The 19,910-nt window shown below is 46.8% G+C and carries 14 protein-coding genes and 1 riboswitch; of the genes, 5 read left to right on the forward strand and 9 right to left on the reverse strand.

Going from position 1 to position 19,910, the window contains the following annotated elements; all coding sequences use genetic code 11:
* Positions 1 to 379 precede the first annotated feature (379 nt).
* Positions 380 to 504, forward strand: a riboswitch (SAM riboswitch).
* 143 nt (positions 505 to 647) lie between these two features.
* Positions 648 to 1,826, forward strand: coding sequence for a cysteine desulfurase family protein (locus WCK19_RS12785; RefSeq protein ID WP_342397775.1), 1,179 nt, complete (start codon positions 648 to 650; stop codon positions 1,824 to 1,826).
* A gap of 69 nt (positions 1,827 to 1,895) precedes the next feature.
* Here WCK19_RS12785 and WCK19_RS12790 read toward each other — a convergent pair whose 3' ends face one another.
* The 5 genes from WCK19_RS12790 to WCK19_RS12810 form a co-directional block, all read right to left on the reverse strand.
* Entirely contained in the window at positions 1,896 to 2,531 is a 636-nt protein-coding gene (locus WCK19_RS12790; RefSeq protein ID WP_342397776.1) for a zf-HC2 domain-containing protein, read from the reverse strand.
* A 97-nt stretch (positions 2,532 to 2,628) separates the two neighbouring features.
* Positions 2,629 to 3,306: a sigma-70 family RNA polymerase sigma factor gene (locus WCK19_RS12795; protein WP_342397777.1), complete on the reverse strand. Its 678-nt coding sequence runs from the start codon at positions 3,304 to 3,306 to the stop codon at positions 2,629 to 2,631.
* Positions 3,307 to 3,319: 13 nt separating this feature from the next.
* Positions 3,320 to 4,144 (reverse strand): methyltransferase domain-containing protein, encoded by an 825-nt coding sequence (locus WCK19_RS12800; protein ID WP_342397778.1) that lies wholly within the window; start codon positions 4,142 to 4,144, stop codon positions 3,320 to 3,322.
* Between the two features lie 194 nt (positions 4,145 to 4,338).
* On the reverse strand, positions 4,339 to 6,495 hold the full coding sequence (gene ispG, locus WCK19_RS12805) for a (E)-4-hydroxy-3-methylbut-2-enyl-diphosphate synthase (RefSeq protein WP_342397779.1): 2,157 nt from the start codon (positions 6,493 to 6,495) through the stop codon (positions 4,339 to 4,341).
* 104 nt (positions 6,496 to 6,599) lie between these two features.
* Entirely contained in the window at positions 6,600 to 7,445 is an 846-nt protein-coding gene (locus tag WCK19_RS12810; RefSeq protein ID WP_342397780.1) for an alpha/beta hydrolase-fold protein, read from the reverse strand.
* Positions 7,446 to 7,599: 154 nt separating this feature from the next.
* On the opposite strand from WCK19_RS12810, the gene WCK19_RS12815 reads away from it, so the two are divergent.
* Positions 7,600 to 9,972, forward strand: a complete 2,373-nt coding sequence (locus WCK19_RS12815) for a glycosyltransferase family 39 protein (RefSeq protein WP_342397781.1) — start codon at positions 7,600 to 7,602, stop codon at positions 9,970 to 9,972.
* Positions 9,973 to 12,114 (forward strand): hypothetical protein, encoded by a 2,142-nt coding sequence (locus WCK19_RS12820; RefSeq protein WP_342397782.1) that lies wholly within the window; start codon positions 9,973 to 9,975, stop codon positions 12,112 to 12,114. It abuts the gene before it with no gap.
* On the opposite strand, the gene WCK19_RS12825 is transcribed toward WCK19_RS12820, so the two are convergent.
* The 4 genes from WCK19_RS12825 to WCK19_RS12840 all read right to left on the reverse strand — a co-directional run bounded on the left by WCK19_RS12825 (position 12,040) and on the right by WCK19_RS12840 (position 16,923).
* Complete coding sequence (locus WCK19_RS12825) at positions 12,040 to 13,272, reverse strand: endonuclease/exonuclease/phosphatase family protein (RefSeq protein ID WP_342397783.1); 1,233 nt, start codon at positions 13,270 to 13,272, stop codon at positions 12,040 to 12,042. The genes WCK19_RS12820 and WCK19_RS12825 overlap by 75 nt on opposite strands.
* A gap of 7 nt (positions 13,273 to 13,279) precedes the next feature.
* Entirely contained in the window at positions 13,280 to 14,455 is a 1,176-nt protein-coding gene (locus WCK19_RS12830; protein ID WP_342397784.1) for an aminotransferase class I/II-fold pyridoxal phosphate-dependent enzyme, read from the reverse strand.
* Positions 14,456 to 14,527: 72 nt separating this feature from the next.
* Positions 14,528 to 15,244, reverse strand: a complete 717-nt coding sequence (locus WCK19_RS12835) for an alanyl-tRNA editing protein (RefSeq protein ID WP_342397785.1) — start codon at positions 15,242 to 15,244, stop codon at positions 14,528 to 14,530.
* A gap of 77 nt (positions 15,245 to 15,321) precedes the next feature.
* Positions 15,322 to 16,923 (reverse strand): DUF3536 domain-containing protein, encoded by a 1,602-nt coding sequence (locus WCK19_RS12840; RefSeq protein WP_342397786.1) that lies wholly within the window; start codon positions 16,921 to 16,923, stop codon positions 15,322 to 15,324.
* Between the two features lie 102 nt (positions 16,924 to 17,025).
* Here WCK19_RS12840 and WCK19_RS12845 point away from each other — a divergent pair, with 102 nt between their 5' ends.
* Together WCK19_RS12845 and WCK19_RS12850 are read left to right on the forward strand one after the other, a co-directional pair.
* A complete protein-coding gene (locus WCK19_RS12845; protein ID WP_342397787.1) occupies positions 17,026 to 18,714 on the forward strand; it encodes a sugar transferase in 1,689 nt (562 codons plus the stop codon).
* Between the two features lie 6 nt (positions 18,715 to 18,720).
* Positions 18,721 to 19,905 carry a glycosyltransferase gene (locus WCK19_RS12850; protein ID WP_342397788.1) on the forward strand — a complete coding sequence of 395 codons (1,185 nt, stop codon included), beginning with the start codon at positions 18,721 to 18,723 and terminating at the stop codon, positions 19,903 to 19,905.
* Positions 19,906 to 19,910 lie beyond the last annotated feature (5 nt).

Consider the following 19,910-nt stretch of genomic DNA (forward strand, 5'->3'; position numbering starts at 1 on the left):
CGTCAGCGTCTCATCAATTCCAACTTTAATTTCAAAAGTAAGTTGTGTCTTGCTTTTTAGACACTCCCTGAAATTAGGGAGTGCCTAGTAATGCAGAGGTAGCAGGCTATAATAGATTTTTGCTATTGTTAAGCAGCCTCAAGATGTTTGGCAAAATTAAAATTCACCTCTTCCAAGATAGGCACTCCCTAATTTCATATTTCAATGACTTCTCTTTCTATACATTCGATTTAGTTGGAAGCGTAACCTTGCCGGATTCGGCAATTCTTAAGTATATCAATTCAATAGGTGAACAATTTTTAACTTGACAGTTGCGTCTTTTCTTATTATTATTTGTTTAGCCTTTTAACAGGCAAAGCTTAATAATAGAATATTGTAGCTCTTATCAAGAGAGGTGGAGGGTAAAAGGCCCTGTGAAGCCCGGCAACCAACGCAAACGGAAAAAAATATGCGTATGGTGCCAATTCCAGCGTAACCATTTAACAGATTTACGCAAGATAAGGGAATCTTTCGGTTTCTAAAACCGCTAATTCAAAAGAAGATTTAACCCCCTTATCTAGTTTCAGGTAAGCGGGTTTTTTTATTACCCGCCCAATCTCAGTTTTCTAAATATTTTAGACTAATTCGCAAAGGGAAGGGTACGAGAGATGAGTTTAACATTACCGATTTATTTGGACTATAACGCAACCACTCCGGTTGACGAGCGAGCTTTGGAAGCAATGTTGCCTTATTTTTCAAGGAAATTCGGTAATGCCGCCAGCGACCATTTGTTTGGTCATGAAGTGCAAGCCGCTATATACAAAGCTCGCCATCAGATAGCCAGCCTTATCGGTGCAAAAGCTGATAATATTGTTTTCACCAGTGGCGCAACCGAATCTGACAATATCGCGCTCTTTGGTATTGCAGAAAAATATGCCACTAAGGGCGACCATATAATTACCTGCGTTACCGAGCATAAAGCTATTCTAGACTCAGCCCGCCACCTTGAACAATTGGGTAAGAGTGTTACCTATTTGCCAGTTGACCAATATGGCAGAGTTGACCCTGAAGCGGTACGAAATGCCATCACTCCTCGAACAGTCTTAATCTCTATTATGGCTGCTAATAATGAAATCGGTACAATTCCCAACCTGAAAGCGATTGGCGCAATTGCTCGCGAACATGGGGTGCTGTTCCATACCGATGGCGCACAATACGTTGGGCATCTGCCTCTGAATGTCGATGAATACAATATAGACCTTCTCTCTATTTCAGCCCACAAAATTTACGGGCCAAAGGGAATCGGTGCTTTATATATCAGACCGGATGTTGAGATATGTCCGGTAATTTACGGAGGTGGGCATGAACGGGGGGTACGCTCAGGAACATTAAATGTACCTAGTATAGTGGGCTTTGGAAAAGCGGCTCAGATTTGCGCGGAACATTTGGAAACAGAAGTGCCGCGACTGCGAAAATTAACCCAACGCCTATGGGAAGGTATCAGCAAGTCAGTAGAAGACGTTGAATTGAACGGACATCCAACTGAACGGCTGCCTCACAATCTTAACATCAGCATAAATGGCATAAACAGTCGTGAATTGATTGTACAATTAGGTGACATTGCTATTTCAGCCGGTAGCGCTTGTAATGCATCTGTTGCAAAAGCTTCGCATGTTATCTCTGCGCTTGGTTTTGGGGAAGAACGTGGATTGACCAGCCTACGGTTCGGGTTGGGAAGATATACTACTGAAGAGGAAATAGATTACGTAATTGAAAAAATAATCAGGTTGGCAAGTAATAAAGCCCAAGTTCTAAGCGGCGGGTCCTTTATAAGGGCGAAAGGTTAGGAAAAACTAATTAAAAACCCCCTTCTTTCGTATTTTTTGTGAAGGAAGGGGGGTTTTGAACTATAAAGCTTATTTTCTAGAAGGGAAGCGGGGGCGTATAGTGAAAACATAGGCAGCCATCGCCAACACAATACCTACCAACCCGATTTCAATAAATGTAATCGCCTGCAACCGCTCGGTCACTACCACAAACCGATTAGGCGGATTAGCAGGATAAATTACAGTGGGTCCGTTTGGGTCGCTGGCAGCGCAAACACTCCCGTTTTCATCTGAAGTAGAGCAGGTTGCCGAAGAAAGAGCGCCAAAAGTAGGGAGTTGGTTACTAGCGACAAGCGTCTCTGTACGGGTGGAAGTAAAGGTAAATGCGCCAAGAATATCTAGGGCTAGAAACAATACCAGCAATGTGGCAGCAATTGCGCCAGCAAAAGTAGCAAATAGCGGTTTTGGCTTCAAGCCATTAGCTTGTGCTTGGCTCACGGCAAAGGAGCGCGGTAATGGTTGGTCAATCGCTGAGAGGCGACGGAACATTGAACGCACCCGCTGCAAACCTGCCACTTCTTCCCGGCAAAATTCGCAAGTGGCGAGATGTTCCTCCAGTTCTTTTAGTTGGAGAGTAGTTAACCGCCCATCCACATATTCATCCAAAAAAATCGAATGCAATTCGTTATGGTGGTCAAAGGCGGATTTTGGTTCTCGCTTAAACACGGCATTCTTAGGGCTTTTCCCAAAGCCCTCTCCCGGCAAACCTGCCAGAACCGACAGGAAGGCACAATTAAATATTGAGAAAAATTTGCTCTATATATTATAGACGCCTGTTTCGCGACAAAAGTTCCGTATTTTGCAACAATTCGCGTATTTTAGTGCGTCCTCGGTTTAATCGGCTTTTAACCGTTCCGAGCGAAGTGCGGGTTATTGTAGCTATTTCTTCATAGCTCATTCCTTGCACATCACTCAAGACTATTACTAATTTCTGTTCAGGTGGTAGCTTATCCAAAGCGCGGCTTAATTCATCCATCGTCTCGCGCTGCAAATATTTATCGCTAGGGTCAGAATCAACATCTTCTAACAAAGCAATAGCGCTACCACCTATTTCTTCGGCTTCATTCACCAGTTCATCAAGCGATGAGGTAGGGCGGCGGCGGCGTGTACGCAAACGGTCATAACTTATGTTGGTAACTATACGTAACAACCAGCTTTTAAAAGACCCACCGCGATATTGGGCGAGTGCGCGATATGCCTGAAAGAAAGTATCTTGGGTAGCATCGGCGGCAGATTCCCTATCCCCCAACAAACGGTAAGCTAAATTAAATATTCGTTGCTCGTACAAAGCGACCAATTGGTTAAATGCGGGGAGGTCACCTTGTTGAGCGAGAATAACCAGACCGTCTTCACCTGCCTTATCATCATTGATAGGAGCGCTAATTTTCATAACTTCAGACGTTTCTGACGATTGCTGGTTTCGGCTAATGTAATTCAACATTAGTTACTACCAATTATACCTTCCGCGCTACCGTAATTAATGATAACCCAAAAGGCAAATTAAAATTTGTGTGACGCAAAACTCTGGCTTCTTGAGCCATTATACCAATAAGTATTTTGTTGAGAAGAGGATGCGGCGGTTTCAAATCGCTTTCAAGTTCTTCATCCGCTTTACTTTTGAGGGAGAATTTCTTAGTAAGGCGAGAAAGTGCGGCAGGAGGAAACAGGAAAGTGTTTAGATAAGATGTGCGAACGGGCGCTAGACCATGCTTCGCCAGTAAATCTCGCACCTCTCCCCGGTCAAAGCGTCGCAACACTCTGACTGCTATATCATGCTCACTGTATAAAAACTGATAAGCGGGCAATTTTATAATTGCCAAACCCCCATGATTAAGTACCCGCGCCACTTCCCGAAAACCCGGTTCGGGGTCGGTCAGGTTAGAAATAACCTCAAAGCTAACCAGAATATCTATAGAATTATCTGCTACCGGAATTGAGGTGATAGAACCTTGAAAGAGGCGGTGGTCAAGTTTACGCTGGCGGCAGAAGCGCAGGGCTTCACTGCTAATATCAAAGCCTACCGCTCGATTAGTGGCAATTTTCCCTTCAAAGCCATCGGCAAGACGCTGCAAGGTCGCCCCTGTACCGCATCCCGCATCGAGAACAACCGGGTTTGTCTTGGCTTGCCAGTCCCAATGGCGTTGCAGCAAACTGAGAAGATTCTGGCGCATTCCTTCATACCACCAGAAATTATCCTCCACATTGTACATGATTCCGTACTCATGAAATCGCATTTCAGTAGAGGCAGGGGCGGTTTGTTCAGCCAGTTTCAGGGACAATAAACGCTCCTTATAACAAAGTAGTAACAACTATCCTGAGTAAACCAGTAGAAACCTATATTTCACCTGCACAATTTGAGTATATATACCATCAACTGCGCTGTCAAAATTTAGCTGCTGGTAAATTTCTCGTGACCATGCACCCCTAACCCCCTCAATGGGGGAAAGGGAAAGAAAAAAGGAACGCATTATAACTAGTCTGCTTCAATCCAGCGCCCGTGCTGCTTGATTATGGAAATCAGACGCTCAACTGCTTCATCGGTAGCTACGCCTTTTTCCACACAGGTTTTGCCCACGAACAGGTTTACTTTGCCCGGCGCTCCACCCATATAACCAAAATCAGCGTCCGCCAGTTCTCCAAGCCCATTGACGATACACCCCATAATGGCGATTTTCACGCCGACCAAATGTCCGGTTTTGGATTTGATGCGCTCGGTGGTACTTTGCAGGTCAAAGAGGGTGCGACCACAGCTAGGGCAAGCGATGAATTCGGCTTTGCTACTACGCGCCCCTGCCGCCTGTAAAATATTAAAAGCCAATTGTACCTGCTGCTCCTCAGTAAGTGGGGTATTTTCGCCCTGCATCACCTGTATGCTGTCACCAATGCCATCGGCAAGTAGCGAACCCGTAGCAATGCTATCATTTATCAGATAATCTTCAACTACGCCCTGTTTCAAACCGGGCGCTTCCAAATGAATAGGATAGTTCCAACCCAATTCTTGCAGTTTTGCCGCCAACAAACGGTAGCTCCAGATAGTACGCGCCGAACTATCCAGCCCCAAACCCAACGCCAATTCATTTACACCAACTTCGCGGCTGATGTAAGCTGCTTCTAACAGGGTATCAAGTTCAGAGGTATCATAACTAGCGACAACGCTGTAAAGGTCGTTGCCGGATGCTACGCTTTGCAGGAAAAGAGGCTTGCCGTTGGCAACTGCCAATTGCGCCACCGGGCGTACCTGCGGAAGGTTAGTATTACCACCTTGCGCGTAGAGTACCAGCATTAATGCGTCTGCGCCCGCTTCTATCGCATCTTGCGCGTCTTTTTCCTCATAAACTTGAGCCAGTAGAGGTAGCTTATCTCCCTGCGCTTTTTTCAGTTCGATTATTTCAGGGATAAATTCATCTACTACATATATATCAGGAACAGTGGGCGCTTCAGTGGAGGTCTTTTTCTTGCTACCCGCTAAAGGCAAGTCGCGCTGGGCTTTGAGCAATGCTTCCAGTCGTGATTGGGTAAGCGGGGCAATTACTTGCGGTACATTTTCGGCACCCAAACGCGCGTTACCAACCTGCACAACTCCAGAGTTGCGACGCACAAAGTGATAAGGGTCGCGCCTGTCAGGGATAGTCTGCGAAATTTCCAAATGGGTAAAAGCTTCCGGCAATACTGTTGGAGTTTCATCGGTGGCATGGGCTTTTTCCAGAATAGCCGTATCAATCCGAGAATAGCGACGCACCAACCGAACGGCTACCGGGATTTCCAATTCAGGGTCTTCAGTGAGGGAAACACGAATAGTATCACCCAAACCATCCTCCAGCAAGGAGCCGATTCCGATTGCGCTCTTTATACGCCCGTCCTCACCGTTTCCGGCTTCGGTAACACCTAAATGCAAGGGATAATCCCAACCGCGCTCGTCCAGTCGCGCAGCCAACAAGCGGTAAGCCTGAATCATCACTTTGGGATTGCTGGCTTTCATGGAAAAAATCAAGTCGTGAAAATTGTATTTGCGGGCAACTTCGGCAAACTCCAGCGCGGATTCAACCATTCCTTCGGGAGTATCACCAAACTGGTTCATTATGCGGTCACTAAGTGAGCCGTGATTAGTACCGATGCGAATGCTGCGCCCTAATTCTTTGCACCGCTCCAGCAAAGGCGCAAATTTTTCCTCTATCTTGTCCAATTCAGCGTTATATTCATCTTCGGTATAATCACGCTCGGCAAAACGCTTGGCATCGGCAAAGTTACCGGGATTGATACGCACCTTATCAGCCCAACGCGCGGCTTCCATTGCAGCATTCGGGTTGAAGTGAATATCTGCCACCAATGGTACATTTATTCCTTTAGCGTCCAGCGCAGCCCGAATATTTTTAAGGTTCTCGGCATCTTTAGCAGTAGGGGTGGTAATACGTACAATTTCGCAACCGACGTTAACCAGCCGTATTGCTTCCGCTACGGTAGAATCGGTATCCAACGTATCGGCGGTGGTCATGGATTGCACTCTGATGGGATTATTCCCACCTACCCCGATATTGCCCACCATCACTATGCGAGTTTTGCGACGCTGGTAGCGATAAGCGTCTGCCACATACAAAAGTTTGCTGAAATCCTGCTTTGTATCTAATGACATTTTTGAGATTTCCTTACAATTTCATTGCCGTTTCCAAGCCATCTGCAACAGTATATGACGCACAATGGCTAATCGCAAGCTAGTAAAATTTTGGTGCTAGAAAATTACTCTGCGGCAAAAGCCCATTTGAGAAAATCAGGCAAGACACTACCCCACGTTTCCTGATCGTGCTTTCCGCCTTCTACCTGCACATAAACGATTTCTTCGCCCCTGCGATAACCCTTCAGTTCTAGTTCATCTATAAGTTCAAGCGTATCCTGAATCGCGTCTATAACGCCATTTCCATCTCTATCGCTGGTTTCGTCTGCTGTCCCGGCTTGAAACCAAAATTTCAAACCTTCCCGTTTCTGGCTCTCCCTTACTACCTTGTGCATAATGCGCGAAGCCTGTTGAGTGCGCCAATCGGTATCGTCAGTGCGCCACCAGAAAGAACCTGAAAACACCCCAACCTTGCCGAAAAGAGTAGGATTGCGCCACGCAAGGTCAATAGCGGATAGCCCTCCCAAGGAAACGCCTGATATAGCGGTATTCGGTGCGCCCTTACGAATCCGATAGTGCTGCTCCATATAAAGCAAGAGACGTTCAAGCACAAATTGTTCATACTCGTGCGCTTTGGAACCGCGATTGTGTGCATCTGGGATACCCACTACTCCGTAATCATGTACTCGGTCATGGGAAGCGTGGATTGCCACAACTATAATAGGTTCAATCTGGTGAAAGCGGTAGAGTTTTTCAAGGGTTTCTTTCATAAGCAAACGCCCCATATCCTGACCGTCATTCACGTATAGCGCTTTGTAATTTTCATTCGGTCTGGAATCATAGCCGGGCGGCAAGAATATATCCACTCTATGACGGTGCAAGATATGGGGAAACTTTAATAAGTGTGTCGTTACTATCGAGATATGAGAATCGGGTTGGGGCTGCGAATTATTCGCGGGTAGGGATGACAACGGCTAAATATAACCTCCAACATGTCTTGAAACTTGAATTCAAAGTATAATCAGATGATTTTACCATACCAATGCACATGCTTGAGCCTTTTTTGCCTGTCTAGGTAGCCTTTGTTATAATCTGACACCGGAGGATATTCAAACTATCAGAGGTTTGACAACCAAAACCCCAAATAGAACGTCCGGTACTTCCGAACCGCCGCGCCTCGCTCTAACTATATTTTTTGAGGCGAGTTTTAGCATATGCCTGATTCTCGGCTCGCTCGGTCTAATTATTGCCCTAAAAATACCCGCTTCAATATGGCGTGGGCTTGATGCGCTGCTTCGGCTGGATTTTGACCCCATTAGAATGGATGAACGGGGCAGTCCGCTAGATGATTTACACAGCCCCTTCCCGCTCTTTCCGATGCTGGTAGTTGGTTTGTGGCTAGTGGGCGCGTTTGGGCTGTTAACGGCACGAAAAAGCGCAAGGGGCAAGCTTGAGTTTGCTGCATTCCCCGTAATGCTCCAGAATCGTATGCTTTGGGGAATTGGGCTGGTGGGTGCGTTGCTGGCAGGTTGGGCAGTACGCTCCGCTCAATTGTTGCCCGATAGCGCGGGACGATGGTCTGCCTCCAACTATGACGAAATGGTGTACTTTTCTGCTGCCTCCCAACTGGCGCAAGGGCATTTGCCCTACCGCGATTTTTTTCTGGCACATCCACCGGGCGCGTTGCTAATGCTTGCGCCTATCAGCAAGCTATTCGGCGCAATGGGTGGCGCGGAAGCTTACTCCGCGTTACGCTGGTTAACCGTTATAGCCGGATTGGTCACTTGCGCCGGAGTCGCGTGGGCTGGCTCAAGAATGTGGGGCAATAAAGGTATATCGTGGGGCTTGCCCGGAAGTGCTAGTGCATTGATATTAGCGTTGGATGTTCGCGCCTCCCAAATTGCGACGCTGGAAACTATCTCAAACCTTTTTGCCGTCTTCGCTTTTATTTGCTTGCTAGAGGGCTTACGCAAACAAATAAACCCGCTATGGTTTGCCGGAGCAGGGGCGCTGGCTGGAATGGCTTTCTTAAGCAAATTGCCCGGTATAGCGGTAATTTTCGGCTTTTTGGTTTATCTGGCTTGGAAACGCAATTGGCGCGGGTTAGGATGGACTACCGCAGGGTTTACGAGCTTGACCGCGCTTATTGTGGGCTTTTTCGGGCTTGCGGGTGGAATCGGTCAATTCATCCGTCAGGTTTTTTTCTTCCAACTACTACGCCCGCAAGAAGTAGCGGAAGGACGCGACCAAATAGGACGATTGGCGGAAGAGCCACAAGCCGCCTTAACCTTGCTGCTGGCAGGAATGGTATTCTGTATCATTGCGTGGCGGTTAATTCGCCGCAAAACGAGCAACGACATCTGGCTGATACCCGCCACATGGAGTTTGCCTTTGCTGGCTACCTTGCTAGTGGGAAAAAGCTTCCACCCTTGGTATTACGCGCAACTGGCTTTGCCGCTCGCCTTGCTGGTAGGAGGGCTTTTTATATTTGAAGTTCGCAAGCTTAATCAGCAATTTTATACGCTGGCTGCAACCGGAATAATTGCGATGCTGCTGATAATTGCGCCGATGGCAGCACGCCAATGGCTACAGGGGCAAAGTGTAACGGTGGACAGGGTGTATCACGCTTCGGGTGAATATTTCCTACAGCAACCTACAAGCGGTAGCATTTTGAGCTTTGACCCAGGTTTTGCTTTCCTTTCAGAACATGAACCGGCACGCACCCCCGATGGCAAGTTCCTAGTGGATAGCGCGGGCTATATGGTGTATCTCAACCTTGATATTGACCGGCGTAGTTTAGGCGAAATGACCGGGCAAATTTTCAATCTTAACCGTGAGCGTGGTCAGGTGGATAACACTTTCCAAAAGGAACGGGCGCAAGCAATAATAAGCGCGACAGCCATTTCGAGTAGTTGGATTGCACTAGATGGGAAAATTGCGCTGCCGCAACTTACCCCCACTTCGGTAGAATATTTCCAGACGCTGGCAGCCAAAGCCCTTACCTTAGATTACGTTGAGCTTTATCAGAGTAGATTCCAGCCATCGCCAACGCGCTTTTCAAACGGCTTAATCCTTTATACATTTGGAACGAGTAGCAGTTTTCAGGGTAAAGCCAATTATGATTCGGTGGGAGCGGACGGGGTTTTGCGACTGAAATCAAAGGATAGCGGCACGCGCACATTGGATTTACGGCTGGTCTGGGAAACAGTTACCACTCCACCGCAGCAAGCTAAGGTCTTTATCCACCTGATAGATGAAAAAACCGGGCAGCGCGTGGCACAACGCGATTTGTTACCGCTCGATGATAAAGGGGATACCCGCACTTGGCGCAAGGGCGATTTTTATCAAGATGTACATAGCCTTCCGCTACCCCCGAACCTGCCAATAGGGCGATACAGAATTATTGTAGGGCTTTACGATGCAGCAAACTCAGCGCGAATACCGCTGGCTGATTATAGCGATGCGTACACTTTGGGATATGTAGAGGTAACTTCATAATTGAGCAAGGTTATTGCCAAAACTGGAAAAGCAGCTATCGCAAGCAACAAAATTCGTGGCTGGCTAATTGCTTCATGGCGTGACGAGATGAACCTGTGGCGTAAAGCTTTTTCATCTCCCGCGCTTTATCTGTTGGTACTGGTATCAGTTGGAGTTTTTGCGCTGGCGTGGCAGCCCGGCTGGAATTATAGCATCGACCAGAACAGCCATTTCAGACTAGATGAGCCATTTTTAGCCAATTTCAACTCACGCGAATCAGCTACGCCAAACCTGATTACACCAACTTGGCGCTGGACTCGCGGTGAATCCTATCTAAATTTTATTGGAGTGGGCAAGCATGAATACGGCTTAAGGCTTAAGCTTCCTTTTGGAGGCAATCCGAATCCAAACCTCGACCTGTATGTATATGCCAACGAAACGCTTATCGGTTATTACAAAAGCGAACCCGATAAGGTTGATTATGATTTCGTTATACCCGCTTCGGCTATTACTGGCGTATCTGGCGACCTACGCCTAACTCTTAAAACCACGCCCTTCTCTCCACCCAAAGACCGCCGCGAGCTTGGGCTGATTTTCTGGGGCGCGGAAATTACGGCACAGGGAGACAGCTTCACTATCCCACCTATTATTCAAGTGGCGTACCTGCTGGCAACGGTATTATTGACTTACATGATTGTTACCAGAGCAGGCTTCAACGGGTGGGTCGGGTTTGGCGTTGGCGCAAGCGTGCTAGCAATAATGGCATATGTAATTGCCACCCCCGCCCGCCCTTGGCTCACCATTTTTTCTGCCAAATTGTCCTTTGCCTTTTTTCTGGCATTGCTGGCGTTGGTAATACTGGATTTGCCGATGCGCTCAGTATGGCAATATCGTTGGGAACGCGCTTGGGTACTGAGCTTTTTCGGGCTGGCGTTGGCAATTCGCTTCGGCGGGACGCTACATCCGCATATTCAGATGACCGATATAGGTTTCCACTATAACCGTTACATAGCTCTGTGGGAACAAGGGCAGTTTTTCCAAAAAATACCATCGGCGGAGTGGGGCGGCAAAGAAACCTACTACCCCACCACCGGATATTTTATGATAGGGCTATTCCATTGGCTTGTGCCTGATGTCACCCTGCTGCAAAAATTCTGGATGACCGCCTTTGATACCTCACGAGCATTGTTGGTGTTCTATCTGGTCAAAAAAGCGATGGGGGACGGGCGGGCAGCCGTATTTGCCGCCTTTTTTATGGTAACTATGCCGGTAGCATGGATTTCAATCGGTTTCGGGCAGGTTTCCAATATGTACGGCGAGTGGCTAATGATGGTCGCGCTGTGTCTGGTGGTGGTTAAATATAAACAGTTAAATCATCCCTTTTATTTTGTTATCCTTACGCTGTCTTTACTGGCTTCTTTCATGCAGCATCCAGGCATAACCATACTCAGCGGGGCAGTATTTTTGCTATTTGCGCTGGTGCAATGGTTCAGGGAAAGGAGCGGGGCAAAATTTCTGGTGATGTCTTATCTGTTGGCGCTGGCACTTTCAATCGCGATTTACCACCGCCAAACACTGGCAGAGATGATTCCACAAGCGCTAGACACCATTACTAGCAAAGCAAACGGCACCGCTGCAACTGCAAAAGGTAATTTGCTATATGTGGGCGGTTCGGTGGCAGACCCGCGCTTGGGATTAATCCGCAAGCCTGTCAACAATTTCGGGGATTGGCTATGGGGGGGGCTATCCGGCTTCTGGGCAGAAGGACAGGCTTATTTCAATCTCATTCCGCTAATCTTCGCACTGTGGGCTTTGTGGTGGTTGTGGGACAACAGCAAACGCGGTAGCCTTCCGGTAGAAGCAACCGATAATATGAATTTTCAGGAAGGGCGTGGTCGACTATTACGGGTGAGCCTTAGTTGGTATGCCATTACATTGCTCTTTGCAATACTCGGTTGGATAACCAACCTCTACGTGCGCTATTCGCTGTTCGCGCTGCCGATAGTCGCTGTCGGCGCTGGTATCTTTTCTTCTAGGCTTTGGAAAAGGCAAGGCTGGAGCGGTAAACTGCTGGCGTTACTTATCGCGTTATTCTTCGTGATTACCATCCTCGCGCTCTGGTACGACCGGGTGATTTTCCGCTCCACCGAATTGAGAGACTGAAACGGTTGGTAGCTGTTTTCTGACCTCTTCCAGTAGCGATTCAAGCCCATTTATTTCTTCTGGCACAACCAACAGCGACAAACAACCCTGTATAAGCGAATAAAATCCGGTTAGTAAGCGCAATAAAAATATTCCCCGGCGATTCCAGCCAAAGGATAACAACCAACTTGTCGTGGCAACCCATAATTTTAACAGGTGTGATTCCCGGCGGCGACGCGCTTCCACAAGCGTATCGTAAAGCAATTCTTCCAGTTCACAATAGAGCGGGGTTGGGCTGGAGGGCAATTCGTTGACGGCATTTTGAGTGCAATTCAACTGAAATTCGCTCAATACCCCATAATGGTCGGTAAAAGCGCGTGGTACTAAAGTAGTAATCTCGTTAAAACACAATGCGCTTGCAACAGGAGAAATGCCAGATTCACTGCCTGAGCGATAAAGTATATAATCCAGCCGATTGGACGGTTCGCTTTTGTTGGAATAGGGATTATTGACCGAATAGGTGTAACCGGGGTCTTGATGATTCAGTTCAGAATAGCTATCTGATAGATTCGCTAATTTTCGTACAAGGCGATAGGGCAATTGATCAGGGCGTGTATTCAAATCGCCTAGCAAGATTACAGGATATCTCCCGCTTGCATGTGCGTTAATAAATCGGGCAGCTTCGTAAGCAGCAGCAGCACGATGGGCGCGATATAAATCGTTGTTATCTCCGCTGTACTGTGCTACAGGATGAGCGTTAAACAGTTCAACAAACCCGTTTGGAGTCTGTATTCGAGCATATCCGATACCTTTCCCCCCGAAATAATCCAACTCATTGGGAACTCGTTCCGGGCGGGAGGTGAGTTTGAAACGTAAAAAAGCAATATCTACCAACGGATAGCGCGACAGTAGTAACAAACCGCTGCCGTTCACTCCCGATGCGTAATAATGACAATGTTTGAGTCCAACACGCTTGCCACCTTCTATCAAAGTGCGGCGATCAAGAGTCAGCCATGCCTCTTGAATCGCCACAATATCGGGTTTTAGCTCCGGCAACTGTTTTACAATTGCGTCAATACGAGCTTTGCGCTCGGCTGTAATAAAAGGCACGCCCCAAACATTAAGAGTCAGGGCGCGTAACTTGGTTTCATTGGTAAGCAGAGTGCTATTAGATGGCATTTGGAGTTTATCGGACTCCCACGCTGGAATAGCGGCGTACAAAGCGGTTGATGCGCTCCATAGCTTCTTCTATTTTTGGCAGGCTGGTAGCATAACAAGCGCGAATATGTCCCGCTCCGCTTGGACCGAACGAATAGCCCGGCACTACTGCTACATGCTCTTCCACTAAAAGCTTTTCGCAAAACTCATCTTCGTTCATACCGGTAGCTTTGATACTAGGAAAGGTATAGAACGCGCCTTTTGGCTCAAAGCAAGCCAGCCCAATTTCGTTGAAAGATTTGACCATAAACTGACGGCGGCGGTCATATTCCGCAACCATTTCTAGCACCGAATTTTCATTATTTTTCAGAGCTTCGATAGCAGCATGTTGCCCGGCAGTTGGGGCGCTCATAATTGCATATTGATGAATACGAAGAGAAGCCGCAATAATATCGGAGGGAGCGCAAACATAGCCGATGCGCCACCCGGTCATCGCATAAGCCTTGCTAAAACCGCCTAAAGTGATAGTGCGCTCTTTCATGCCCGGTAGCGCGGCAGTACAGATATGCTCAATCCCGTAAACCAAGCGGTCATAAATCTCATCGCTGAAAACCAATAAGTCATACTTCTTGGCAAATTCGGCAATTTCTAAGGCGCGTTGAGGAGTTAACACTGCTCCGGTGGGGTTGTTGGGATAGCCCAGCAGCAAAGCGCGGGTGTTAGGCGTAACCCTTGCTTCAAGTTCGGCTATTGAAGGCATAAATTGTTCATCAACGCTGGTTGGAACATAAACCGGAGTCGCGCCGGCAAAAATAACCGAAGGGGCATATGATACGAAACTCGGTTCCGGTATCAACACTTCCTCGCCCGGATTAAGCGAAGCCAAGCACACCGCTTGAAGGGCTTCGCTCACCCCGACAGTTATAATCATCTCATGATTGGGGTCATAATCTACCCCATATAACCGTTGCAAGTGCGCTTGCACAAGTTGCCGTAATTCCAGAATACCAGCGTTAGAGGTGTAGCGGGTTTGCCCTTTTTCGATTGAATCAACCGCTGCCCGCCTAATATTATCGGGAGTTACAAAATCAGGCTCACCCACACCTAATGAAATAACATCCTGCATAGTGGCGGCAATATCAAAAAAACGCCGAATACCGCTAGGCGGCACAATGTCCATACGTTTAGCCACAAATTTTGCCATTACAAATCCCCCTCATTATTTATGTAAAGTTAATTCCGGTATGCAGATAAATTTCCTAAAAGTTTGGTTAGCCTATTCAAGACCAATCTCAATACGTTTGTTTACCTTGCCTTTGCTGCGCGTACCCAAAACTTTCAACGTGCCAAGCTCGCGAATATTGGCAACATGCGTGCCTCCGCAAAACTGCCGATCCAATCCGGCTATTTCCACAATACGCATTTTTTCTGACTGAGGCGGCATCGCGTTCAGGGTACGCACCAGTTCGGGCATAGTGGAGGCTTCCTCCTGCGTAACCAAACGTGGGATTGTGTGGAACGCTTTGGCAATTATCGCATTCGACTCTTTCTCAATATATTCCACCTTCTCCGGGTTCAGGTCTTCGAGAGTCAAGTCTATACGGGCGCGGTCAGTATAAATTTGACCGCCTGTAACCAACGCACCAAAGGCAAGATAAGCCACGCCGTTAAGCACATGCAAAGCGGTATGATGCCGCATAATCGCATAGCGCCGCTCCCAATCGAGCGTGCCTTTCAAAGTTTGCCCCTTTAAACCGCCTGATAAAGCGCGGTCTAGCTTATGCCAAGTTAGCCCTTCCGAACTATAGGCTTCAGTGACATTATAGATTTCCCCATCAAGGAGGAGAGTTCCGGTGTCGGTTGGTTGCCCACCACCGGGAGTAAAGAACAAACTGCGGTCTAAAGCTACAGCTAGTCCATCCTCGCTTACCGTTAGAATTTTGGCTTCAAATTCATGTGAATAAGAATCTATGTAATACAATTTTTCGGTCATTCAAAACCCTTCAGATTGGTAGTTAAAAAAACGGGAAGTTGCTTTTATTTTGCCTGATTTATATCGCGTTGGTTCGGTTAATCCGAAAGTAATAACTCATCATGATGGCGTTGCGACCAGCGTACACCGCGCTTGTAAAGCTGCAAGCCGTTATAATGATGAGACTTATTACTCCGCGCTTGCTCAAGATATTGCTGGAATTGTTCAAATGCCGCCCGATTCAACTGCCTTCCCAATAAGCGAATGGTAATTGCCGCCGCCGCCAGCGCATTCTTTGGTTCAATCCGGTCTATATCTTCAAAGAACCAAGCGCAACTAGTGTACATTTGATGTTTATAAATCTGCGCCATCAATATACGACGGGCAGTTCCCCTATTTTTATCTGATGGTAAACGCAAATGAGAATTTCCGAAGTCTTTTTCATCCTGAAAGCCAAGATATACTTGTAGCCAATCTCGCAACGCTGCATGCCGATCAATAAAAAGTTTTGGGCTATTTTCCTCAACCACTCGGTCAACTTCTGCACCTAGAACATCAAAGGCTAATCTTAAATATTTCTTCCACGCATTCTCACCGGGGGTACAATCACAACCCTCACCCCAACGTTTGACTCCGTGAAAACAACTCCAACTAGTATTTTCCATTATTCGGATTTTGCGACGAGGCGGATGATTTCGCAACCAATGAGAGGGGAAAGTTACACTAAACCCAGCCGCATCAATCGAATGTTCCACCAAACGCTTCAGAAACAGGTCACGGTAGGACTTATGATGCCCATAAAGTTCCCCATCGGTAGCAATGGTGATTAGCTGATCTGCACCGCGTTCAAGTTTATCAAGATTAATCTGAGGGGCAATCCAGTTCTTTACAAAAGAATCCGCATCGGTAGTAGCGCCATGATCAAAGGACACACCGCCACTGAGAGGCGCATTATAAAAAAAGACCACAATGCTTTTCCCATTTCGCAGATTAACTTCATAAGGTTCGTTTGGGTCAAAGGTTTCGGGAATAATTGCACGTTCAAGCGCAACGGAGGCAGCCCAATGCAAACGCTCATCTTGATGGAATTGTTGGCTCAGGCTTCCTAATACATTGTTGCGTAGGCGCGTTTGTTCTAACTGATATTCGAGGGGATCAATAGTTTCAACACTATCGTGATAAGCCTGCCATGGGGCGAGTATAGTGAATTTTATACCGCAATCTGCCAATAATTCCAGTACAGCGCTATTTACGGCTGTCTCAGCCAACCACATACCTTCCGGGAAATGCCCAAATCGGCGTTGAAAATCGGCAATACCCCATTCAATTTGCACCCGCATATCTTCAGGTTTGGAAAGTGGCATAATAATATGGTTATAGACTTGCGCCAGAGCGTTACCATAACCGTATTTTTCAACATTTAAACGGTCAGCTTCAATAATATTCTGGTAGGTGGCAGAATCATTTTTTTCGAGCCAAGCTGCCAGCGTAGGACCGAAGTTAAAACTGATATTGCGGTAATTGTTCAACTTGGCATTAGGGCTATAGCACTCTGCCGTAATTTTATCATTAAAATTAGCGTAAGGTTCAGCACCCAACTCCGGCGGTATTAGCCCAGTGAAGGGGTTTTCCCTAGGAGGTTGGTAAAAGTGACCGTGTATGCAGATTTGTACACTGGAACTTTCGACTTTACCAATCAAGCGTGAGGTCTCCATAATTTTAAAATTTGATTATGTCTATGCTATAATAGCATAAATTCGGGCTGCTCACCCGCTTATGGAATTGTTGGAGGTAACTATTAGTTGAGTTCAGTTGAACAGAATAAACCTTTTAGCTCTGACCAAGCAGCCTTGTTCAGGGAAAGAGGAAATACCTCTGCGACTCTGGAGTTTGAGAAGCTTTCAGAAATGAACAACGAAATCAAACCTTTGAAATTCGAGCATCCCGCCGAAAATGGCGAGGAAGCCACGAAAAACCAGTTTGATATTTCAGGCTCTTTCCAGATTTTGAATTCAAAACACGCCAAACTAAACCAGAACAAATCGACAGTAAGTCGGGAACGCCTGTTTTACGCTCTGCGGCTGGTAATGGATACGCTACTAATTTTGCTGGCATTTGGGTTGGCTTATTTCGTACGCTATGTCTTGCAGATTGGGGTTGAAGTTCTTGAAGAATATCAGGTTCCCTTCACCAATTATATTTCTATTGAGTTAGCTTATACCTTCGTTTTACTGGTCACACTCCATTTCAAAGGATTTTATCGCCGAAAACAGGTGCTTTCATTTCTTGACGAACTCGGCATTATCCTTAGTTCTACCCTAATCGCAGTTGCCAGTATGATGGTGCTGGTTTTCATCAGCCGACCACTGGCTTTTAGCCGACTCATGTTTGTTTTCCTGATTCCTGCCACCTTCTTAATTCTGGGAATTGAGCGTATCGTGGTCAAACTAGTAAGACGCTCGCTGTGGCATCGTGGAATTGGCGTGCGTAGTCTGCTGGTAGTTGGCGCTACGGATTCAGCCTCACGCTTGATGGATGCCGTAGTAGCAAACCCGGATCATCGCTATAGGCTGGCTGGTTATGTTGATGATGAAACTCGCTTTTCGGAGTGGATTTTACCACCGCGCTACCCAGATGGGCAACCGGTATCCTGCCTCGGTACTCTCAATAACTTGAGTACACTTTTATATTCGCATAAAATTGACGAAGTTATTATCGCCTTGCCAGCCACACACCATATCGCTATCAACGATATAATAAATATATGTCGAGAAAACGAAGTTGATTTTAACCTGATACCCGATATTTTTGAGATGCGCCTAGATTCGTTGAACTTCACCGAGATTAATGGAGTGCCACTGATTGGGTTCAAGGGTACTAATCTAACGGGTTGGAACTATGTTTTAAAACGGGCAATGGATATTACCTTATCATTAATCACGCTAGTAGCCCTCTCACCGTTCCTATTATTAATCGCCTTGCTCATCAAACTGGATTCTAAAGGAGCGGTTATCTACAAACAGACTAGAGTAGGCAAACATGGTAATACCTTTACTTTCTATAAATTCAGATCAATGAAAGTAGGCTCAGATCAGCAAGTTGATAACCTAGCGCATCTCAATGAAACTGGCGGCGTTACTTTTAAAATAGCGAATGACCCACGCCGTACCCGCTTGGGGAAATTCCTGCGCCGCACCAGTCTTGATGAATTACCGCAGCTTTTTAATATCCTGTTCGGGCAAATGAGCTTCGTTGGACCACGCCCCCCCATTGACCGAGAAGTAGAAAAGTATGAAGAATGGCACTATCGCCGGTTGGAAGTAGCATGCGGGCTAACGGGTTTATGGCAGATAAGCGGGCGAAGCAAACTCTCGTTCGACGACATGGTAAAATTAGATATATACTATGCTGAGAATTGGTCGCTCTGGCTAGATTTTAAAATCCTGATTCGCACAATCCCGGCGGTTCTAAAAGGGGAGGGAGCATACTAGGAATCAATGAAAGTTGCACTTGTACACGATTACCTGAACCAATATGGTGGAGCCGAGCGAGTGCTGGAAGCGATAGCCGATATGTTTCCAGAAGCCCCAATCTACACTTCCATCTATGATAAAAAATTAATGGAAGGGAAGTTTCCGGGTCATAAAATATATACCTCCTTTATGCAACGGTTTCCGGGTGTTCTCAAACGCCATCAGCTATATTTGCTGGCTTACTCCTTTGCGTTCGAGCATTTTGATTTGAAGGACTACGATGTGGTTATCAGTAGCAGCAGCGCGTGGGCAAAGGGAGTAGTTACTCCTCCCAATACCCTGCACATCTGCTACTGCCACGCCCCAATGCGCTTTGCTTGGGATACCCAAGATTACGCCCGCAGAGAGAACATGAGCCGTTTGGCTAAAATCGGGTTGCCTTTGGTAATGGAATTTGTTAGACTGTGGGACATAGCAAGCGCTGCCCGCCCGCACTTCTATGTGGCAAATTCGCAAACCATCGCAGGGCGTATCAAGGAATACTGGGGACGTGATGCGGTGGTGATAAATCCCCCTGTAGAGGTTGAGCAAATCCCCTGCAACTATAGTCCGCGTGAAGATTTTTATTTGATGGCATCGCGCCTAATGCCATACAAACGGTTGGATATTGGGGTAAAGGCGTTCCGGGAACTAGGATTGCCCTTGAAAATTGTAGGAACCGGACGCGATTTGAAGAATTTGAAGGATTTGGGCGGGTCAAATATTGAGTTTTTAGGCTACGTATCGGACGATGAGTTGTACAAATTATTCGGACGATGTAAAGCCTTCATCCAAACCGGCGCGGAAGATTTCGGAATTACTCAGGTTGAGGCTATGGCAGCAGGAGCGCCAGTAATAGCTATCAAACAGAACGGACCAGCCGAAGTGAATGTCGAGGGACTAACCGGCTTGTTTTTTGAGGAACAATCTCCTCAGTCGCTGGCAGATACAGTACAGCGTTTTGAGCAAATGAGCGAACAATTCGACTCGCATATAATTCGTACTCACGCGGAAACTTTTAGCCGCGAAATCTTTATCAAACGCTTCCATGAACAGATAGATTTGTGTGTGCGGGAATTCAAAGCGCCGCAGCAAAAAAAAATTCTGGCGATACGACCTTTAAATGATGCGGCTGAAATGCCTAACATCAAAGAGCAACCGGCTCAGTAACAGGT

This window comes from Candidatus Chlorohelix sp. (assembly GCF_037138995.1).
In the GTDB taxonomy this organism is placed as follows: domain Bacteria; phylum Chloroflexota; class Chloroflexia; order Chloroheliales; family Chloroheliaceae; genus Chlorohelix.

What these genes read in the sequence shown, in the direction of transcription:
- ispG (WP_342397779.1), bottom strand. Translation starts at nt 6,495, where the DNA reads ATGTCATTAGATACAAAGCAGGATTTCAGCAAACTTTTGTATGTGGCA.
- WCK19_RS12850 (WP_342397788.1), top strand. Translation starts at nt 18,721, where the DNA reads ATGAAAGTTGCACTTGTACACGATTACCTGAACCAATATGGTGGAGCC.
- WCK19_RS12835 (WP_342397785.1), bottom strand. Translation starts at nt 15,244, where the DNA reads ATGACCGAAAAATTGTATTACATAGATTCTTATTCACATGAATTTGAA.
- WCK19_RS12830 (WP_342397784.1), bottom strand. Translation starts at nt 14,455, where the DNA reads ATGGCAAAATTTGTGGCTAAACGTATGGACATTGTGCCGCCTAGCGGT.
- WCK19_RS12795 (WP_342397777.1), bottom strand. Translation starts at nt 3,306, where the DNA reads ATGTTGAATTACATTAGCCGAAACCAGCAATCGTCAGAAACGTCTGAA.
- WCK19_RS12825 (WP_342397783.1), bottom strand. Translation starts at nt 13,272, where the DNA reads ATGCCATCTAATAGCACTCTGCTTACCAATGAAACCAAGTTACGCGCC.
- WCK19_RS12785 (WP_342397775.1), top strand. Translation starts at nt 648, where the DNA reads ATGAGTTTAACATTACCGATTTATTTGGACTATAACGCAACCACTCCG.